The following is a 19,057-nucleotide window of genomic DNA, read 5'->3' on the forward strand; positions in this document are numbered from 1 at the left end:
CGGTTCCCTCCTAATTTTCAAATCGGCTCATCACCCTCAAATTAAACCAGGAGAATACAGCCATAACAAGAAACAGCATAACGGCCAACGCAGCAGCATAACCCACATTCAGATTCGTAAATGCCTCCATTGTAATCCTATATGCAATCAGAGAGGTATCTTCCCCCGGCCCTCCCGAAGTCATGGAATATACCAGGTCAAAACCGGTCAGCCTCCATAATGTAAAGGGAATACATAACGTCAAAACATTTCTCATGATCAATGGCAGTGTGATATGGATGAAAGAGCGGATTCCATCCGCACCGTCCACCTTTGCCGCTTCATAGATTTCATTAGAAATAAACTGCAGACCTGATAATACTAAAATTGCAAAAAATGGAAGATCCTTCCATAAGTCCATTGCTATAACGGCTGTCCTGGCTGTTCCTGCATTGATCAGCCAGTTCATCTGAAAATCCGGTACAAACCGACGCACAAAATCATTGATTAAGCCATAATCATTATTAAATGCCCATTTCGCAGCCATGCCGATCACAACCGCGGGCATTGCCCACGGAATAAGGACAATCGTCCGCATAAAACGGCGCCCCCGGAACTTCATATTCAAAATCAGCGCCAGCGCCACACCCAGGACAACATGGAAAACCATGGAAACGACTACGAACATGGCCGTAAACTGCAGTGTTGTAAGTACCTTCTGATCTTTAAAAACATTCAGGTAATTGGAGAAACCGGCAAACTCATTCACTCCGCTTAATATCCTGATATCAAAGAAGCTGTTATAAACAGTCTGTAAAATCGGATAAATTGTGGTGAATCCCCGCAGCAGAAGCACTGGAGCAATCAGAACCCAGGCTATCCACTGAAGAGACTTCTTTGTTATCATACCAAAGGCCTCCTCTCTATCATTTTCAGGACGGCAGTCAGCAGGCCGCCGCCCTGTAATGATTTACATACCTTACTTATTATAGGTTTCTGAATATTCTTTCGCTTTAGCACAGAAATCATCAATGGTAATCTCATCCTTCATATAGGACTGAAAAATAGTTCCCATTGCAGATATAAATTCCATTGTCTGAGGAAGCATCGGACGTCCTCTTACCACACATTCATTCGCATATCTGGAATACATCTCTTTTGCAGGATCCGTGTCCGGAACCACTTTTTCGGCTACATCCTTTCTGGCAGGATATCTGTCAAACGCTTCATAGGATGCTTTCATTCCTTCTTCGCTGGCCATATACTTCAAGAATGTAATCGCGGCATCCTTATTCTTGGAAGCAGCATTGAGTACATAGCTCCAGGAATCCGTAAAGATATATCTCTCATCTGAAAATTTAGGAACCATGGCCATATGGATTTTATCAGCTCCCAACATATCGGCTTTTGCATAATCTGAGCCAAGTCCCCACATAAACAGGCTTCCATATTTTCCGTCTATGAATTTAGGGTTCATCTGTTCATACTTATCCGCGATCTGATCTACCGGTGTATAACCTTTCTGCACCATATCATGTAAAAATTCCACGGCCTCTCTGTTAGCCGGGTTTGTCCAGTCAAGATAATCACCGCCGAACATATTTACGAACTGAGCGATTTCATTGTGTGAGTATGTCTTCTCCCAGGAACCGCCATATCCATATCTGCCGTTGCCGGAAGCGGCTTCCATATATTTTACAAAATCTTCCTTGGTATCAATGGATGTAATTCCAACCTCATCCATAATCTGCTGGTTCACCCAAAAGGCAAGGTAGCCGGAATACCCGGGTACTCCTATGATCTGTCCATTTTTATCTGTAATCATATCTGCCATATATCCCTGCGGGAACTCAGCCCTGATATCCTCTGTCATTACCGTATCATTCAGCCCTTCCAGCCATCCGGCATTTTTGAACGATGCGCTCATTTCATCGTTTATTTCCAGAATATCAACACTTGCATCACCGGTGGAAAGAATCGTTGTAATCTTCTGCTGCCTGGTATCGGAATCCGTAGGTGCAGCGATCACATTAATCTTAAGCCCGGTAGCGCCTTCCACATTGGCAAGCCACTCCGGAAAATCTTCATCGGTGGAGTTTATTGTATAAAGCGTCAGATCATATGCCCCATCCTTCTTGGTTTCAGCCGTATCCGCAGCCGCCTGTTCCTGCACGCCCGTCTCCTGGCTGCTTCCTGCGTCTGCCTTCTGCGAGGAATCAGAACTTCCGCAGCCGGCCAGCATGGCACCTACTAAAGATATCGTTAGAAAAATACTGACAAACTTCTTTTTCATATTCAAACCCTCCTATATTCAGGGAATTTCTGTATCCCCCTGTTTGTATTTGATTCCCTGCATGCCTTATTTGACCGGTGTTCTCCGGATAACTCCCTGCCAAAGCCTGAAGGAAAACCTGTAAGCCAAAGATAACAAAATACGTTATCTCCAACAATACAATATCTTTCGAATCGTTTATATAATTTTTAGATCCGTTGCGCACGGTCTTTATATTTTCTATAATTTGAATATGTAGAATAATTGCTGAAAATATAAAGGATGAATCTATGATGAAACATTTAATCAGGAAATTGCAGGGTATATTCACACGGTTCCAGCTGAAGCTTCTGCTGGCTTTTCTTTTGTGTACGCTGATCCCTCTCATTATTATCAGCTGTGTTTCCTATGGCGTATCTTATTCAATTGCCCGCGACAAGATTATGGATTCTGCCATTCTTGCCGCCGACCAGCTGCATACACAGCTGAACTCCAGAATACGGCAGACTGAAAATGTCGCAGATGCACTGCAGTATGGAATGTACACACTGGAAGCTGCCGATGATCAAAGCCTGTTTTCTTATCTGGAAACTTTTACGGCCTTGCGCAACAGTATGTCCCTGTATACTTCAACTTTCAATCTATATCAGATTTGTGTCTTTCTGCAGAAGGAGCAGCTTGGAAGCGATGAAGGTTTATACTTTTATCCCTTCAGCGAATTGTCTGCTTTCCGTATCACGGAGGATCAACTGAAAAATCTGGGGGCCTCTTCTCTATGGCTTTACCGCCCCCGGATCACACTTCCCTTTATTTTAAATTCCGAAGGGAAACAGACAGATACCCTTATTTGCTGCCGCGCACTGCATAATCAGGGCAGCGGTCAGTTGGATTATGCCTATTTCATTCTCCTTGATATGGAAGAATTTTCCGAAATACTTTCTGCTACCTTTGTAAACACCGATATTATCAGTTATCTCATTACTCCGGAAGGACAGCTGGCGGCCGCTTCAAACAGTGATTTATATGATCAAAGCCTGTCTTTGAATCAAATGGCCCTCTTTGAGGAGAACAGAAACTCCACATTTTCATATGAAAATTCATGGTACCATGTGCTTCAATTGGATAATGGCTGGTATCAGATCACGGAAATCCCCAACGACTATATTACCGGCGGTACAGCCCTCCTGATGCGTACCATTCTGCTCACTCTGCTTTTGGCACTTCCCGTCACCATCGTTACCATCCTTCTGATTTCCAGAAGTCTTTCAGGCCGTATCCATAACCTTTCCCTGGCAATGGAGTCTTTCCGCCTAAGTCCTGATCTGCAGAATAATGAGCCTCTGACCATCTCGCGTCCGAAAGATCCCGACCTATACGATGAAATTGACAGCCTGGGGCTTACCTTTGAACAAATGCAGTCTACCATCCGACAGAATTTACAGTCCATCCTGGAGCTTTCTCTTACGGAGGAACGTTTAAAATATCAGCTGCTGCAATCTCAGATTAATCCTCATTTTTTATACAATATCCTGGGTTCCATCAAAACCTGCCAGTCTCTCGGCAAACTGGAAACCGCCGGACAAATGATTACGGATCTGACCCGTTTTTACCGGCTCACACTGAGGAAATCCGGAGAACTGATCACACTCCGCGATGAACTGGAAATAATAACGCTTTATCTGAATATGGAAAAACTTTGTCTCAACAACAGTCTGGACTGGAAAATTGATCTGGAAGACGGAATTGATAATTTTCTGATCTGTAAATTCACTCTGCAGCCTTTTGTAGAAAATAGTATCCTGCATGGTATTTCTGCACAGACTCCGGATCTATTCCTTCATATTTCAGCAGCTTACGGAGACGATACGGTCATCATTACCATAAAAGACAATGGCGCCGGAATCCCATCCGCAAAGCTCTACGAGCTGCAGCAGAACCTGCAGAACCGAACCGTGAATTATCAGAAGAATTTTGGAATCTGTAATGTAAATGCCCGTATATCCAGCGAACTTTATGGAAACGGACATATAAGAATTGAAAGCGCGCCATTAAAGGGCACATGTGTAACAATTGAATTCGCACAGATGGAAGGAGATGAAACAGAATGAAGAAAATAATGATCGTAGATGACAATGCCCTTTCTGTGGAAGGCATTGAGAAAAATATCGACTGGGCAGCTCTCGGCACACAAATCACCCATATCAAATATGACGGAGGTTCCGCCATAGAAGCAATGAGACAGGAACCCGCCGACATTATCATTTCCGATATTGAAATGCCGGATCTGGACGGCATCTCCATGAGTCGGCTTGCCATCTCGATCAATCCCTTTGTAAAGGTCATTCTCATTTCCGCCTATGATCGCTTTGATTACGCCAGGCGCGCCATAAGAATCGGCGTATATGATTACATTGAAAAACCCATCGATTACCAATATCTGACCGAAAAAATTCGGGGAGCCTGCAGTCTCATAGATCAGGAACGAAAGAATATGGAACTGCTGAAGGCCAGCAGGCCGGCCATGATTGAAAAATTCTTTAATGATCTCGTCCATTATTCCGGCAGAGAGGCTTCCTGGCACTTATCCTCCTATATGGAATACCTGAATCTGGATCTGAATTACCGCTATTATACCGTTGTTGTTTTCGACGTGGAAAATGCGGCGGAACTGAAAAAAGAACTGGGGGTTGCTCAATATGAAATGCTGCTTTTCCGGCTGAATGATACCATCCGTGAATACAGCCGTATTTTTGATTTTTCTTATCTTCTGAAAGGCTTCGATGGTCTGGAACTGATTCTCTGCCAGAACAGCTCCAATGTCAGCCATGTCCTTCAGTCCGTACATAAAACTGTCTCTTCCATTGTGGAAGCGCATGCGGATTCTCCACTATCTTTAAATGTGGGGATAGGCAACATCGTTTCTGAGCTCTGGAACACGCATCTTTCCCACGAAAGCGCTCACCATGCGCTGGAATACCGTTTTTTCTTCCCGCAGAAAAATATTTTTGATACCAGGGAAGCCCTCGGACGCAACCTTTCGCTGGAGCCGTTTTCCGATTCCAGTGAGGATGAGCTGATCCGGCTCATCTGCCAGAAAGATTATGCCGCAATGGAACAATGGATTAAGGATTTTTCCGCCGACCTTCTCAGCAAATACCAGTCCAGGGATTTTATTTTTGTCCGTATTTATTCCCTGCTGGGCAAAATCCTTAAATTTTTATATGAGCTCAATATTGATGCAAAGGATCTGGAGGGAAAAATTGCCCAGACCTATGCCCGTCTGGACAGCTTCAATACCAGCGAACAGTTTTTTTCCTGGCTGAATGAAATCTGCACGTTGGCCTGCCAAAGACTGGATTCCTCTTTAAAAACCTATCATGATCAGCTGTGTGAATCTGTGCTCTCCTATATCCGGGAAAACTTTGAAAACAGCAGCCTGTGCCTGCACGATATTGCCAAATATGCCAATGTAAGTCCTGCCTATCTCAGTGCCCTTTTTAAGAAAAACATGAAAATAAGTATCAGCGACTCCATCAGCTCTGCACGGATCGAAGCCGCATGCCGTTACCTGAAAAACTCCAATCTGTCCTTAAAGGAAATCAGCGAAAAATGTGGCTATGCCAACCAATACTATTTTTCAACCAGTTTTAAAAAATGGAAAGGCATCTCCCCCTCCTCTTTCCGGGAAGGGAAAATGCCTGGCTCCACCTAAGCTCATGTTAATCCAGATAAAACTGCGCCTGCATACTATAAAGAGAACTATAAACCTTCTTCAATTTCATTAATTCCTCATGCGTTCCTTCTTCAATAATAGCGCCATCCGAAAAAACAAGCACATAATCACAAAACCGTGAACTCGACATTCTGTGCGATATATAAAGCGTTAATTTACCCTCGACTAAACTATTGAAATTCTTATACATCGTATATTCCGCTTTAGGATCCAACGCAGCTGTCGGTTCATCTATAAAATTATGACAGGACTGGCCTGATACAGCGCCCTCGCCAAAGCAATCTTCTGCCCCTCCCCTCCGGAGGGTTCAAATCCATCTTCCTCGAAATCCTTATGTATGTAGGAATGAATCCCCTTTTCCAGCGCATTCAGCTTATCACCAAATCCGCTTTTCTTAAGTACCTCAATGACCCTGGCATCTTCCTCCGTTTCTCCGAAAGCGATATTATCCTTTATAGAAAATGAAAACAGTTTATAGTCCTGGAATACCGTGCTGAATAAATGCATGTACTGCGAATAATCATATTCTCTTATATCTGTTCCATTCAATAAAATCTGCCCTTCGGTCGGGTCATAAAGCCTGCATAACAGCTTAATGAACGTTGTTTTACCGGCGCCGTTTTCACCTACAATAGAATATTTCTTATTATCAAAGATTTTTACATTAATATTCTTAAGAGACCACTCCGTCTGACCCGGATACCTGAAAGAAACATTCTTAAATTCGATCTCATACGGCGCATCAGGGACATCATAACTGCCTGTATTCATCGTTATCGGTACATCCAAATATTCCTTCAGCGCTCCGTAATATCCTTCAAACTGTTTGATTTCAACACAGCTTTTCATTAAATCATTCATTGAACTGCTGAAGCTGTTTATTGCAGATAAGTACATCGTAAAGTCCCCGATACTTATCATTTTTTGCAGCACCCGGACGATCAGAAAAGAATAGGTAAATAATTCCTGCAGCAGATTCGTTATGCCCGCTATGTACTGACTTTTATTTATTGAACTCATCTGCATTTTATAAAAGTTCTGGGAGATATTCAGATAGTGTCTGACGTTTTTGGAGAACCATTCCGACACATCAAGCAGCCATATTTCTTTTCCATATGAAAAATCTTCAATCATGCTTATTAAATAATTGGTCCTTCTTTCAACAGGCGCCTTTTCCATATCCAGGCTTACATATCTCTCTTTTAATTTTCCTTCAATAACGGCATTAATAAGCACTAGGATAATCAGGACTACTACCACCTTGACGCTCAAATTTACGACAATAAAAATAATTCCGACAAACCTGACTGCATTTCCCAAAATGTTAAAAGCCTGATCCATTACTTCACCAAATCCTTGTCCATTTGCATATAAAAACTTTTTGGCTTTTTCCTTAACATCCAGGAAGGACGGATCCTCCAGCTTCTCATAATCACATTTTGACAATCTGTTTGATATCATTTCCTGAAAATCTACAAACAGCTTTCCTTTTAAAACAAAACAATGCTTTCTCAGCCAGGAACAGATTACAGCCGTTGCAAAATTACATGCTATCATTGTAACTGTATAGATTATAATCAATTTAATGTTCTGGCTTCCGAGTAATTCATCTATTATATATTTGGGTAAAATAATCAATGTTAATGGAATCACAGAGGATAATATTTCCTGGATCAATGCATAAAATATGTACTTTCTCTGAAACTTCCATGCTTATTTGAATAAATAGAGAACACCATTCATTTTAATACCCCTCCTGCTGTCTTTACCCCTTCCATTACTGTATATATAATAGTACTTTTTTTCAACATAAATCTTTGAATAACCTGTTTTTGTAACAGCTAAAGTCTGTTTTTTCACATATTTTTTCTATCCATAAATACTGCAATCCCCGACAAGGCAGACAGCGCATCTGCTGTTTTACTCACATACCACATTAACCTTCCCTTTGCTGTGAAGAAACTGCCTTTCCAGCTCCCCATGCAGTTCCTGCAGCTTATCCATACATGGATCACAGACATCCACTCTCGTGCATTTCCATTCACCATCCTCTTTCCCGCTTATCATATCATATGGCTTAACCACACACTTTTTCCCGCAGATATCACAGTATGTCTCAGTCATAGCTTCTCCTTTGCTTTTTATACATATAACTCTTGAACTATTTTTTCTTCTTTTGCTGCCTGCCCTGTAATTTATATAGGGTATTTGGTTTCTTTCTATTATCATATCACAATCATTCTCTCTTTTACAATGGAGATCATATCAGGGATACTTCGCTGCCATACGCAGCCAAATCCTATATAATGTATCGTGTGTTCCTTATAAGCAAACGTGACAAATGTAATCTGCGGAAATGAAGTAAGCGATATTTCTGTAACCCTTGTTTCCGGCGATTTAACTATCATTCAAAATGATTAACTGCATCTGCCGGACGGCGGTAAAAAACGTCGTCCGGCAGATGTGGTTTTATATATATATTCTTACACGGAAGGGGAGATTATGATAAGCTTGCCTGGCAGTGTCTTATAGGATTTCATAATCTCTATTACCAAATATTTCCCCTTCTATATCATAGATATCCACAAAAGGTATACTGATGTCATCCATCATTATAATAAGCCCCTTATACATATCTATTTTCCTTACGCTGCCGCTGACCGTAATATATTTTCCTCCCGCCTTTTTTTCATCCGGCTTAAAATAAGTGACGGTAACCTTCGGCTGGTCAGACAGCGTTTCCTGCACGAATCTGAGTTTTTCATCTATTATCATTTTCGCATTTTCATCCAATTCCGCTTTTTCCTCAGTGAGACGCGCCGTTTCCCGGATGGCCGCATCATGGCCGGTCAGCGCGGCAAATGGGGCAAATTGTGCCGCCCGGTCGGATACAGGCATCTGAGGATGTGTTTTTGAAACGTGGTGGGGAAGCTGAATGATATCATCATATCTATGGATATCAGAATTTTTATTTTCCAAACCCTGTCCCTCCTTTCTATCACTCCGCGGCTTTCGGCACAAATGATAATGAAAGTCGATTGCAAACGCCGTGCAGAGAAACCATATCCCTGAAAATGGGACTGATTTTGTTTAGAAATCATTTCATCTGCTGCTCTGCATGTTTGTTCCAAAGTTCATAAAAGTTAGATCGATTTTTAATCAGTTGCGCAAAGCTTCCCTCTTCTCTGATTTCACCATTTTCGAGTAAGAATATTTTGTCAACAAATTCTATCGCTTTTAACCGATGAGTTATAAGCAGAATCAAACTGTCTTTTTTCTCTGAAAACAAATTTTGCAGTACTTTTTCCTCCGACAAATAATCCATGGAAGCCGTTGCCTCATCCAATATAATGACTGAAGCATCCTGCAATAAAACACGTGCAATTGCCAGTTTTTGTTTCTCTCCTCCGGATAATTTAATGCCCTTTTCGCCGATATTCGTATCTAATCTTTTATCCAATCCTTCTATCTTTTCCTTTAATAATACCATATCGAGCACACGCCATATTTCTTCCTGAGCATATTCTTTGTTCATCGTAATATTTTCCAATATAGTACCGTCGAAAATAGGGGCATCCTGAGATACATATGATATATATTGATAATATTTATCTAAATTTATTGTGCTTATATCTGACTCGTTAATGAATAAATTTCCTTTTGTTCCCTTTATAATACCCAGCAGCGTTTTCACAAAAGTTGACTTTCCGGCTCCGCTCTTACCAACAATTGCATACTTTTTGCCGGCCTCCATTTCATATGACAGATTATGTACAGCATCTCTTCTGCCATAACCGGCAGAGAAATTTACAGCCTTAATTTTGAAAGGTTTTTCCATTAATTCTATACCGTTAAATAAATTAGTATCATCCTTTAACGACAAGAAGTTTACATATCTGTTATAAGCAACTTTATCCAAATTATATTTTACATACATAATATTAAATTCAGATATCGGTGAATAAATATTATCAACCAGCATTACTAAAGCAACGATTTTTCCTAAAGAAATATTTAATTTCCAAATACCCATTATAATAATAATGATTTTAACAAATATTACGAGTAAGTAAAAAAAGGCAAAAAAGAATTCGTGTATCATCACTACTTTTGTTTCAGATTTGATAATTTCATCGTATGCTTTACCGATATCTGCTTTTTCTTGTTTATATTTTCGATTTACACGAAATATCATTGTTTCCATAAGAGCGCGGACATATTTATTAGATGTCCATTCAGTCTCAATAAGGACTTTTTCTTTAATATTGTAAAGTTTCTTTAGCATAAGATTAGAAACAATAAAAATAACTACATATCCAATCCCTATTACAAACATTATTCGTATACTATACGTACCTAAAACGATAAGACTAAAAAGTAATCCCGGTACTAAACTATAAAAAATTTCAATAAAAAATCCAAATAAAATATTTTTACCTGCCTCAGAACCATTTTCTACAATTTGAATAATCTTTCCGGTTCCATAATTCGCATAGTCAAGAAAATTTATTTTACTTACTTTATCAATAGCCAGTAATTTAAAATTATAGTAGATTATGTTTTCTATTTTTGTTGAAGGATAGTTATCTGCATAGTTTAAAATACAGCATGCAATTGTTGTAATAGCATATAACAGCAATGGAATAATGATGTAGTCAGTAATATCGGCCTTATTTTTTATCTCTGATAAGATATCGATTATTCTTTGAAAGTAAACTATACTAAGCACATTCATTAACTGAGACACCAGTCCCATAATAATATAAACAGCTATTAAACCTTTCAGCTTATATAGAACATTCTTTACCATAATAATCCTTCCTGTCCGGTTATGCCTTATGCCCGCCGATTTGATCATTGCGTTCCCTGGCCATAGCCCCCTCTTCTAAATTCATGCCTTTTAAAATAGCATTTTTCCCGTATTTTTTCTGGATGGCAAGCATTGCCTGCTGCATCTGTTTTTCCCGTTTGAGCTTTGCCTCTTCTTCCTCTTTCTTTTTTTCCAGAGCGCTGTAATCGGTAAAAAGATCAAGCTGTTCAAATGTCTGCGTCTCTTCTGCCGCGGTTTCCTCGGCAACATGGTTCGCGGTGACATAAACTCTTCTGACCAGCAGGTTTTTATCTATTATTTTATCATACAAATCCAGGACGGTATCCATAATCAGCATCGTGGAAGAAGTCCGGCGTGAAATATTAGCAGTGCCATGGGCATGCTTGGGGATCCGGCGCCCATAGCGGTCCGTCACGACTTCACCCTTGTAAAGCCTCCTTCTGTCCGGGTCTTTCAGGTTTTCTATATCATATCCTACCGTAAGGACTATCTGATCCGTTACAAGGCCTTTATCCACCAGATCCAGAACCAACCTGTCGGTCATTTCCTGTACGATGAGCCTTGCCTTTTTATAATCATAGGGACACTGCAGGACCTGGCCGGAGCCGGTACTGTTTGTGGTTGGCTTATATGCCCTGATGTCGGCCATTGTACAAGGTTCCCATCCCCAGGCATGGTCAATCAGCAGTTCCGCATTTACTCCGAACAGGTTATAGAGCAGGTCTTCATTATAATAATCATTAGGCCTGCCGATGGAGCACCTTGCGATATCCCCCATGGTATACAGGCCGTTTGCCTCCAGTTTCCTTGCATATCCCCTTCCCACCCTCCAAAAATCGATGAGCGGTCGATGGTTCCAAAGAAGCTGCCGGTAGGACATTTCATCCAGCTCCGCAATCCTTGTACCGTTTTGGTCCGGCGGCATATGCTTGGCAACAATATCCATGGCAACCTTACATAAATAAAGATTCGTCCCGATTCCGGCCGTGGATACGATTCCGGTGGACTGGTATACATCCTGAATCATTTTTACCGCTAATTCACGGGCAGAAAGCCTGTAGGTATTTAGATACTGCGTTACATCAATAAATACTTCATCAATGGAATAAACATGAATATCCTCCATTGCTACATACTTAAGGTAAATGTTATAAATTTTTGTGCTGTAGTCCATATATAACGCCATTCGTGGCGGGGCCGTAATATATGCAACCGCCAGCTCGGGAGAGCTTTTTAACTCCTCCGCATTACAGGAAGAGCCTGTAAATTTATGGCCTGGTGCCAAATGCTGTCTTTGGATGTTAGCCTCTTTCACTTTTTGGACTACTTCAAACAATCTGGGCCTTCCCGGTATCCCATAGGCTTTGAGGGCCGACGATACGGCCAGGCATATGGTTTTCTCGGTGCGGCTCGGATCCGCCACCACCAGGTTTGTGGTAAGAGGATCGAGCTGCCTTTCCCGGCACTCAACGGATGCGTAAAATGACTTTGAGTCAATCGCTATATATACATGCTCTGGCTGTGACATAGGCAAATCCTCCATCCAATGACTATACCAATATATTATAACCAAAAGGAAAAGGAAACAAGCAATAGAATGAAACAGAGTCCCATTATGCATCAAACGGGTAACAGAGATATATTTCCCCAGCGGCGGCTGAGACTGAAAATCATAGCCCGGTTTATTGATCCGAACAATAATAAATCCGAACCTTTTCTGTCTGAAAAAGTCCGGATTCCTATCATTTAACCTATAAAGTATAAGGCAAATCACCTATTCGTACTGTCTATTTGAAACAGTTACTCTGCCGTGTCTTCATTGGGGATCTGCCTGACACTGCCGTCCTCACCGTCAACCATCATGACACTGCCAGCCGAAGAGCCGGAGGCTTCCGTAACAGAGATAATAATATTTTCGGCCTCAGCCAGTTCTGCTTTTTCAGGCGCAGCTTCAAAAGATACCCAGGCTGTGCTTCCGTCTTCCCAGTTCACCATCATGGCACTGCCATCACCGGAATCGGAGATATCCGACGCGGAAACCACTGCATTCTTGCAGGCCGCCAGAGCGGAGCCGCTTTCATCAGAAAAAGTATCTGCCGCAAGAGCAGGCATTACGGAGAGGGATGAAACTATCATAGTTGCGAGTGCAATTGTTGGTATTTTTTTCATTTTATTTGCTTCCTTTCTTTTCTTTAATCAGACTGTTAGATATATAATGTTACGGCTATATTTATATTAAAGATTTTTCTAACCCCCTTTCCCTGTTTCTATTCGCAATTATAGCGTACCAGAGATTAAGGAACGGTTAAGAGCCTTACTTTTCTTTTTGTATCACTCAAACTTGGCACATGCCCCTGTTCCCTCCGGCCGCTGCTTTCGGGGCTGCCACCCGGCTTGTCTTCCCATCCCCCTGCACCGGCCGTGCAGGATTTCCTGTAAGGGGCGTATAAACTCGCCGGTCCTTAGGCCGCGTATTTTACGGCCTTAGTACCGCTGCGTGTTTATCCGAGCGGAAGCGTCCCCTGTAAGGATTCCTGCACGGTCTGCGCAGGGGGACGGGAAGACAAGCCGGGTGGCAGCCCCGAAAGCAGCGGCCGGAGGGGACAGGGGCATGTGCCAAATTTGAGTGATACCATTTTATCCTGTTCAGATTATGGGAAGCATGACGGTAAAAACTGTTTGTCCGTCCTGGCTCCGGGCGGATATCGTTCCGCCGTGTGTTGTGATGATTTCAGAAGCTATCGCTAACCCAAGGCCTGCCCCTTCCGTCCCCGACCGGGATTCATCTGCGCGGTAGAAAGGCTTGAAAATGTTCTCCAGTTTTTCAGGAGGGATACCAATACCATTATCTGCAATCGTGATAACATACCGCTTATCCTCAGACTCTGTTGAAATATCAATTCTGCCGCCCTCAATATTATATTTCACCGCATTTTCCACGAGATTAGAAAAGGCACGGGTAAGCATAACACTGTTAGCGGTAGTATGAAAACCACTGTGGTGAAGGTTTATTTCCAGATTCTTTTCCCGAATTCTCGGTGTGAGTTCCGCAATAATATCACGGAACATCCTGTCAAAATCTACCGTATCATTGAAGTCATAGCTGTGCTGTGCCGTCATGGCAAACAGGTTATCCACCAGTGTCATCATACGTTTCAGCTGCCTTTCGATCACAGTGAGCGTCTTTTCATATTCCTCCGGTTCCGGAGTCTCGTCGAGACGCAGGACGTCGATATTCGTTTTGATAACCGCCAGCGGTGTTTTCAGTTCATGCGCAGCGTCTGAGGAAAAACGCTTTTGCTCGGAGAACGACTTATCAAGCCGTTCAAGCATCCTGTTAAAGGAATCTGCCAGACTGCCGATTTCATCCTGTGAGGAAATTCCGTCAATGTGCTGCGACAATTCATTTTCCGTTATCTGCCCGATCTCACCGCTCAACCGGCGCAGGGGTTTTAACGCACGCCCAAGCAGGAAATAGGACATAATACCTCCCCCGATAATGACCGCCGCCATAATCCCGATACTATAAATATTGAAATCCCTTCTGGCCTGGGTGATCACAATGGAACCTTCTTCCGCCTGTGAGGAAGTTTCCTCCGGCAGCATATAGACATAGGATTCGCCGGTATCAACGGATGCCCGTTCCTCCTGCGAATCAGTCTCTGTCTCCTCAAAAAGGAAGGGAACTACAAATGACTGGTTTGCATTATAAATAGAGAGTGCTGTGAGTAATATGCAGACGCATGTGAGCAGCAAAACAATATAGAACGTAAGGCGAATGCGGATGGACTTCTTTTTCACTTTTCATTCCTCCCGGTTTGACGGCGCTGTTTCTACTTTTTAATAGAATAGCCGGCCCCCCTTATATTTATGATGATTTCCTGGCCGCTGAATTCTCCCAGCTTTTTCCGCAGCGTGCTCATGTGTACTTTCACGGCATTGGAGAAAAAACAGTCGTCACTTTCCCATACATGCTCAATCAGTTCCTCAGGGCTGACTGCCCTTCCCTGGTTCAGAAGCAGATATTCGAGGATGGAAAATTCCTTTGGTGTGAGGCAGACCTCTTCGTTCTTATCGGTAAAAACAAGACGCGCCTGCGTATCCATGCGGAAGCAGCCGAAAGGGATAACCGTATTGTGCTGTGTGAAATCCCTGCGCAGAAGGGAACGGACGCGGGCTTCAAGCTCTCCGAAATCAAACGGTTTAACAAGATAGTCATTTGCCCCCAGATCAAGTCCCTCAATCCGCTGTTCATAGGCGCTGCGAGCGGATAAAATCAGAACCTTCTGCCGGAGATCGTTTTCCCGTATTTTCTGAAGCAGGGTAAGGCCGTCCATGCCAGGAAGGTTCAAATCCAATAGGATAAGGTCGTATTTATTGATAAATGCGAGTTCATAGCCCTCGTTTCCGTCGGCAGCGGTATCTGCCAGATATCCTTTTTTGGTAAAACCTTTGCAGAGGGCATTGCGCAGGTCCGCTTCGTCTTCAATAATCAGCAGTTTCATAAATATTTCTCCCCGATTCATTATAGTCCTGGCTCCGATATGTATTATATCATTTAATAATTAAGAATCGGTTAAGATAAAAACAACTTAAAGGAAGCCCCCATTACAGGAACTTCCTTTTAAATAAAACTTATCTATTAAAATATAAATCAAACAATTCAGAAATTTTGAAAAATACTCTCCAGTTCCACCAAAAGTTCCTTCGTTTTTTGTGCCTCATCCGATTCACATTTCATCTGTTCCGACATTTCCCGCATCAATTCTACAGCTGCCTCTTTGTCCACTGTTGCCGGCGCCCTATAATGAAAGAAACGATCAAAATTCTTCCGATACAAGCACTCCAGTGTCTCAGAATCCAGTCCGATTCCTCTGACTCTAACACCATCAACCTCCATCTCCTCTTCTGTTTCGAAGAATCGGCGCATCCAGGAGATTTTCTCCATACTCTCCTGAAGATTTGCTTCGACAACTGCCGGTTCTCCTGCCTGTGCCGCGTTATCCGTGCCGAACAGAAACCGCTCCCGATAACGCCGGAAGAACTCCGCTGTCTCCTTCGGCCTGGCTGCAAAATCCAGATACATTTCGGTACCGGGCGTAACGTCATAGCAGATGTTCGGATAAGTATCAAACAGCCTGGCAGCATAATCCAGCCGTTCCGAGGTAAAGAAAAAGTGAGCAAAAGTAATCCTCAGTCCCGGATAGCGCTTCAGCACAGTTTCTACCTCGCGGTACAGCTCTTCATAGGAAGGTATATTACGGTCCTCCCCATAATACCAGTCGTTTTCCTGCGCCCATCCCGGTACCTTTTCACGATCCCAGAAGCTGGCGGGATCTCCCACATGGAACAGGATTGGCCACTGTTCTTTTTCAGCTTCCTCATAAAAAGGATCAAATATCTCATCATTAATGGACAGCTTAAACTTTCTTCTGACATTTGGCTTACAGATCATTTTAAATCCGTCAAAGCCTGCAGCCATAAGCTTTTTAGCCTGTTCCAGCATATTCCTGTTATCTTCCCTGTTCGGATATCGTCTCAATCCGGCCAGCGCATAGATGCGTTCCGGTAACAGTAATTTTGCATACAAACTCAGAGCGTTGCAGGCAAAATCCGGTTCTTCATACAATGTAATTGCGGGAATGCACAGCGCTTCCAGCCCACAGGTTTGAAGGATTCTTGTGATCTGATCCGCATTCTGTGCACACGGCTGCCGAAAATCCTGATTAGGACACAACGCATATGATTCCATAATATGGCAATGCAGGTCCTTGATACCACATGCGACCCGGTGGTTCCTTTCCTGTATATCCAAACCTACCTTATTCACTCCCGCTAATTTTCCATCTTTCTTCCCGATTGTACACTCTTCATACTTCATCAACTACACTCCTCCCAGTCTAATAATGATATAGCCGATAAGGGCTACGGGTTAATTTCATTAGTAAAAATTTTTATTCAAAGGTTTCTTTATATTTTTTAGGGGTCATCCCGATGTAGCGTTTAAAATTGCGGTACATGGTGTTCTCTGATCCAAAACCGGTTAATTCTGCAATTTGTGCATTATTGTAATTTGTAGTTCTTAATAAATATTTAGCATGTTCCAGGCGGACATCCATAAGGTATGCGGCAAATGTTATTCCTGTTTGTTCCTTCAAGAAAGTATAAAGATATTTTTCCGTTATTCCCATATCTTTGCTTGCAGAATAGGCAGATAAGTTATAATCATTATAATTACAGTTAATATACTCAATAATTTTTTCTTTCAACTCAATGTTTTTACTTTTTCTTTTTTTATTCAGAAATTCTGTAAGTTCTTTACATTCTTTTTTAAATTGTTCTATCAAATCATCACAACTGATATCCTTATAAAAAATCTGTTTAAAAAAGGGAGACTCGATATGCTGTTCATCTATTTGCAGCCAAGTGGAGTAAAATATATTTTTCAGGGAAAAATAAACCTGTTCTTTTTGTAATTCATATTGGTAAGGCCATCTGTGATAAAAATTTGCTATCTTACTCAACATAACATAGAGTTCCTGGAGCTGGCCTGTTTTCAATAAATTATAAAAACGGTTAATGAATTCAATATTTACAGGGTTCTGATAAGAAGCATTTGATTCAATAGAATAAGAAACTACTCGTGACACATTTTCATCTAAATTTTGTAGTTCCACAATCTGTCGGGCTTGTTCATAGCACTGATTAATATTTTTCAGATTTGTCCCGATAGAACTAATTGCAACATGAAGTACCAGATCATATTGATCGATAAGTTCGTCAATAGCATCCTGAAAAAATTTTTTGACAGATTCCACATTCGGCACATCATTAGCTGCCAGTTCTATTAAAAACAGTTCATCAGATATTCCGCTATGTGTATGAAAATAAGTATTATTATATTCGTTTTCAAACATCTCAAGAAGGCTTAATATAGCCAGATCTGAAATTTGCTCACCGATTTCTTCTATCCGTACAATGGCAACACAAAAAAATTCGGGTTCCCTGCCAAAATTATGCGCAAATCTCTGTAATTCCGTTGGAGAAGAAACTCCATTCAGCAGAAAATGTTCCAGCAGAATTCCTTTATTTCGGGTGATCAGTTCATTAATTTTAATCAGGTTATCACAATCCTTTTGTTTCAAATATTCGATATTCTGTCGGACGTATTGAAATTCATTCCTCTCTTTTTTCAATTTGAATAAATCTGCCGACGGTAATACCATCATCACGTTTTCAATATTCTTATAATTTTTGAAACCAAGTATAAAAGACAGGAAAAGAACCAGCAGGATTCCTCCAATCAGATAAATATTCAATATGAAATGTACCTGTTGCATCTGTTTTTCTACATAACTGGCAGAAAGGCCGGAAATCAGTATATATTCATTACTTTCATTCCGTACTATATAAGTGCCGTTATAGGATTGATTCCATGGAGTAGGGGTAGTATCGGATAAAATATTCTCTGGAGTATTACCATAGGACAGTAACGGTTCATTGCTGTTTTTATTTATTAAAGTAAGAAATTCTGTCGCATTTAAGTCTTTAGATATGATTGATTCGACAATATCATTGGGATCTATTACAAAGCAGGTCAAATAAATATGCAATCCCCTCATAAGATTACTGTTTTCAAGATAAAGAACAGGATGTTCAATTACTTTGTTCTTGTTATTTATAACAAATGATATTTTGTCCAATTCTATATAAAAGTTACCGTTTGTATATTGCTTAAAAAGATATTCCTTGAACAACACAGAATTAGATAGGTCTGTTCCGCTTTTTTCTGCGTATAGCATTCGGGGATAATACCAGTCAAAATTCATGGAGCATTGATCCGTGGAAACAAACATTTCGTTATTTTTTGATATTGAGAAAAAAAAGGGAATAAAATCCACAAGGTTTTTAATATCTTTATCTTTTTGGTTTAGGGCTGCCAGATTCAAAACATCAGAACGTTCCAATTGTTTTTTAAATATAAGGGAAGAAAATTCCGGATCCAGCAATAACATACTGTCAATCAATTCCATTTTTGAAACCATATTTTCGATGGCACCCAACCCTTCCTGATTTTCTGCACGGATTTTTTCGAGAATATAGTTTCGAATGTTATTCTGCGCTACATTAGTAATTAGAATATTGCTTATATAAATGATAAGAAAGGCTATAAAATATCTGATAATATAACGGCCGAGAATTTTTTTAAATTTCATAACCTTACCTCCAATATCATTCTATC

14 protein-coding genes are annotated in these 19,057 nt (G+C 41.3%); 2 read left to right on the forward strand and 12 right to left on the reverse strand.

The window, feature by feature from the left end; translation table 11 throughout:
* Positions 1-10: 10 nt before the first annotated feature.
* Positions 11-886 (reverse strand): carbohydrate ABC transporter permease, encoded by an 876-nt coding sequence (locus BLA28_RS10740; protein WP_069428604.1) that lies wholly within the window; start codon positions 884-886, stop codon positions 11-13.
* Between the two features lie 72 nt (positions 887-958).
* A complete protein-coding gene (locus BLA28_RS10745; protein ID WP_069428605.1) occupies positions 959-2,272 on the reverse strand; it encodes an ABC transporter substrate-binding protein in 1,314 nt (437 codons plus the stop codon).
* Between the two features lie 269 nt (positions 2,273-2,541).
* Here BLA28_RS10745 and BLA28_RS34535 point away from each other — a divergent pair, with 269 nt between their 5' ends.
* Both BLA28_RS34535 and BLA28_RS10755 read left to right on the forward strand, forming a co-directional pair.
* The gene (locus BLA28_RS34535; RefSeq protein ID WP_071699115.1) at positions 2,542-4,359 is read left to right on the forward strand and encodes a sensor histidine kinase; all 1,818 of its coding nucleotides are present in this window, start codon (positions 2,542-2,544) and stop codon (positions 4,357-4,359) included.
* Complete coding sequence (locus BLA28_RS10755; RefSeq protein ID WP_071699116.1) at positions 4,356-5,963, forward strand: response regulator; 1,608 nt, start codon at positions 4,356-4,358, stop codon at positions 5,961-5,963. Before BLA28_RS34535 ends, BLA28_RS10755 begins: the two co-directional genes overlap by 4 nt.
* A 252-nt stretch (positions 5,964-6,215) precedes the next feature.
* On the opposite strand, the gene BLA28_RS10760 is transcribed toward BLA28_RS10755, so the two are convergent.
* The 10 genes from BLA28_RS10760 to BLA28_RS10805 form a co-directional block, all read right to left on the reverse strand.
* Positions 6,216-7,637, reverse strand: a complete 1,422-nt coding sequence (locus BLA28_RS10760; protein ID WP_143131492.1) for an ATP-binding cassette domain-containing protein — start codon at positions 7,635-7,637, stop codon at positions 6,216-6,218.
* 267 nt (positions 7,638-7,904) lie between these two features.
* The gene (locus tag BLA28_RS10765) at positions 7,905-8,108 is read right to left on the reverse strand and encodes a hypothetical protein (protein WP_025483292.1); all 204 of its coding nucleotides are present in this window, start codon (positions 8,106-8,108) and stop codon (positions 7,905-7,907) included.
* A 402-nt stretch (positions 8,109-8,510) separates the two neighbouring features.
* Entirely contained in the window at positions 8,511-8,963 is a 453-nt protein-coding gene (locus BLA28_RS10770; RefSeq protein WP_069410808.1) for a hypothetical protein, read from the reverse strand.
* Positions 8,964-9,081: 118 nt separating this feature from the next.
* Entirely contained in the window at positions 9,082-10,794 is a 1,713-nt protein-coding gene (locus BLA28_RS10775; protein ID WP_071699118.1) for an ABC transporter ATP-binding protein, read from the reverse strand.
* A 19-nt stretch (positions 10,795-10,813) separates the two neighbouring features.
* Entirely contained in the window at positions 10,814-12,343 is a 1,530-nt protein-coding gene (locus BLA28_RS10780; RefSeq protein WP_071699119.1) for a Y-family DNA polymerase, read from the reverse strand.
* A gap of 272 nt (positions 12,344-12,615) precedes the next feature.
* Positions 12,616-12,984: a hypothetical protein gene (locus BLA28_RS10785; RefSeq protein WP_071699120.1), complete on the reverse strand. Its 369-nt coding sequence runs from the start codon at positions 12,982-12,984 to the stop codon at positions 12,616-12,618.
* Between the two features lie 477 nt (positions 12,985-13,461).
* The gene (locus tag BLA28_RS10790) at positions 13,462-14,616 is read right to left on the reverse strand and encodes a sensor histidine kinase (protein ID WP_071699121.1); all 1,155 of its coding nucleotides are present in this window, start codon (positions 14,614-14,616) and stop codon (positions 13,462-13,464) included.
* Positions 14,617-14,648: 32 nt separating this feature from the next.
* Positions 14,649-15,320, reverse strand: a complete 672-nt coding sequence (locus BLA28_RS10795; protein WP_071699122.1) for a response regulator transcription factor — start codon at positions 15,318-15,320, stop codon at positions 14,649-14,651.
* Between the two features lie 158 nt (positions 15,321-15,478).
* Complete coding sequence (locus tag BLA28_RS10800) at positions 15,479-16,696, reverse strand: amidohydrolase family protein (protein ID WP_071699123.1); 1,218 nt, start codon at positions 16,694-16,696, stop codon at positions 15,479-15,481.
* 73 nt (positions 16,697-16,769) lie between these two features.
* Positions 16,770-19,031: a helix-turn-helix domain-containing protein gene (locus tag BLA28_RS10805; protein ID WP_071699124.1), complete on the reverse strand. Its 2,262-nt coding sequence runs from the start codon at positions 19,029-19,031 to the stop codon at positions 16,770-16,772.
* Between the last annotated feature and the right edge of the window lie 26 nt (positions 19,032-19,057).

The sequence above is a fragment of the Eisenbergiella tayi genome (assembly GCF_001881565.1).
GTDB lineage: Bacteria > Bacillota > Clostridia > Lachnospirales > Lachnospiraceae > Eisenbergiella > Eisenbergiella tayi.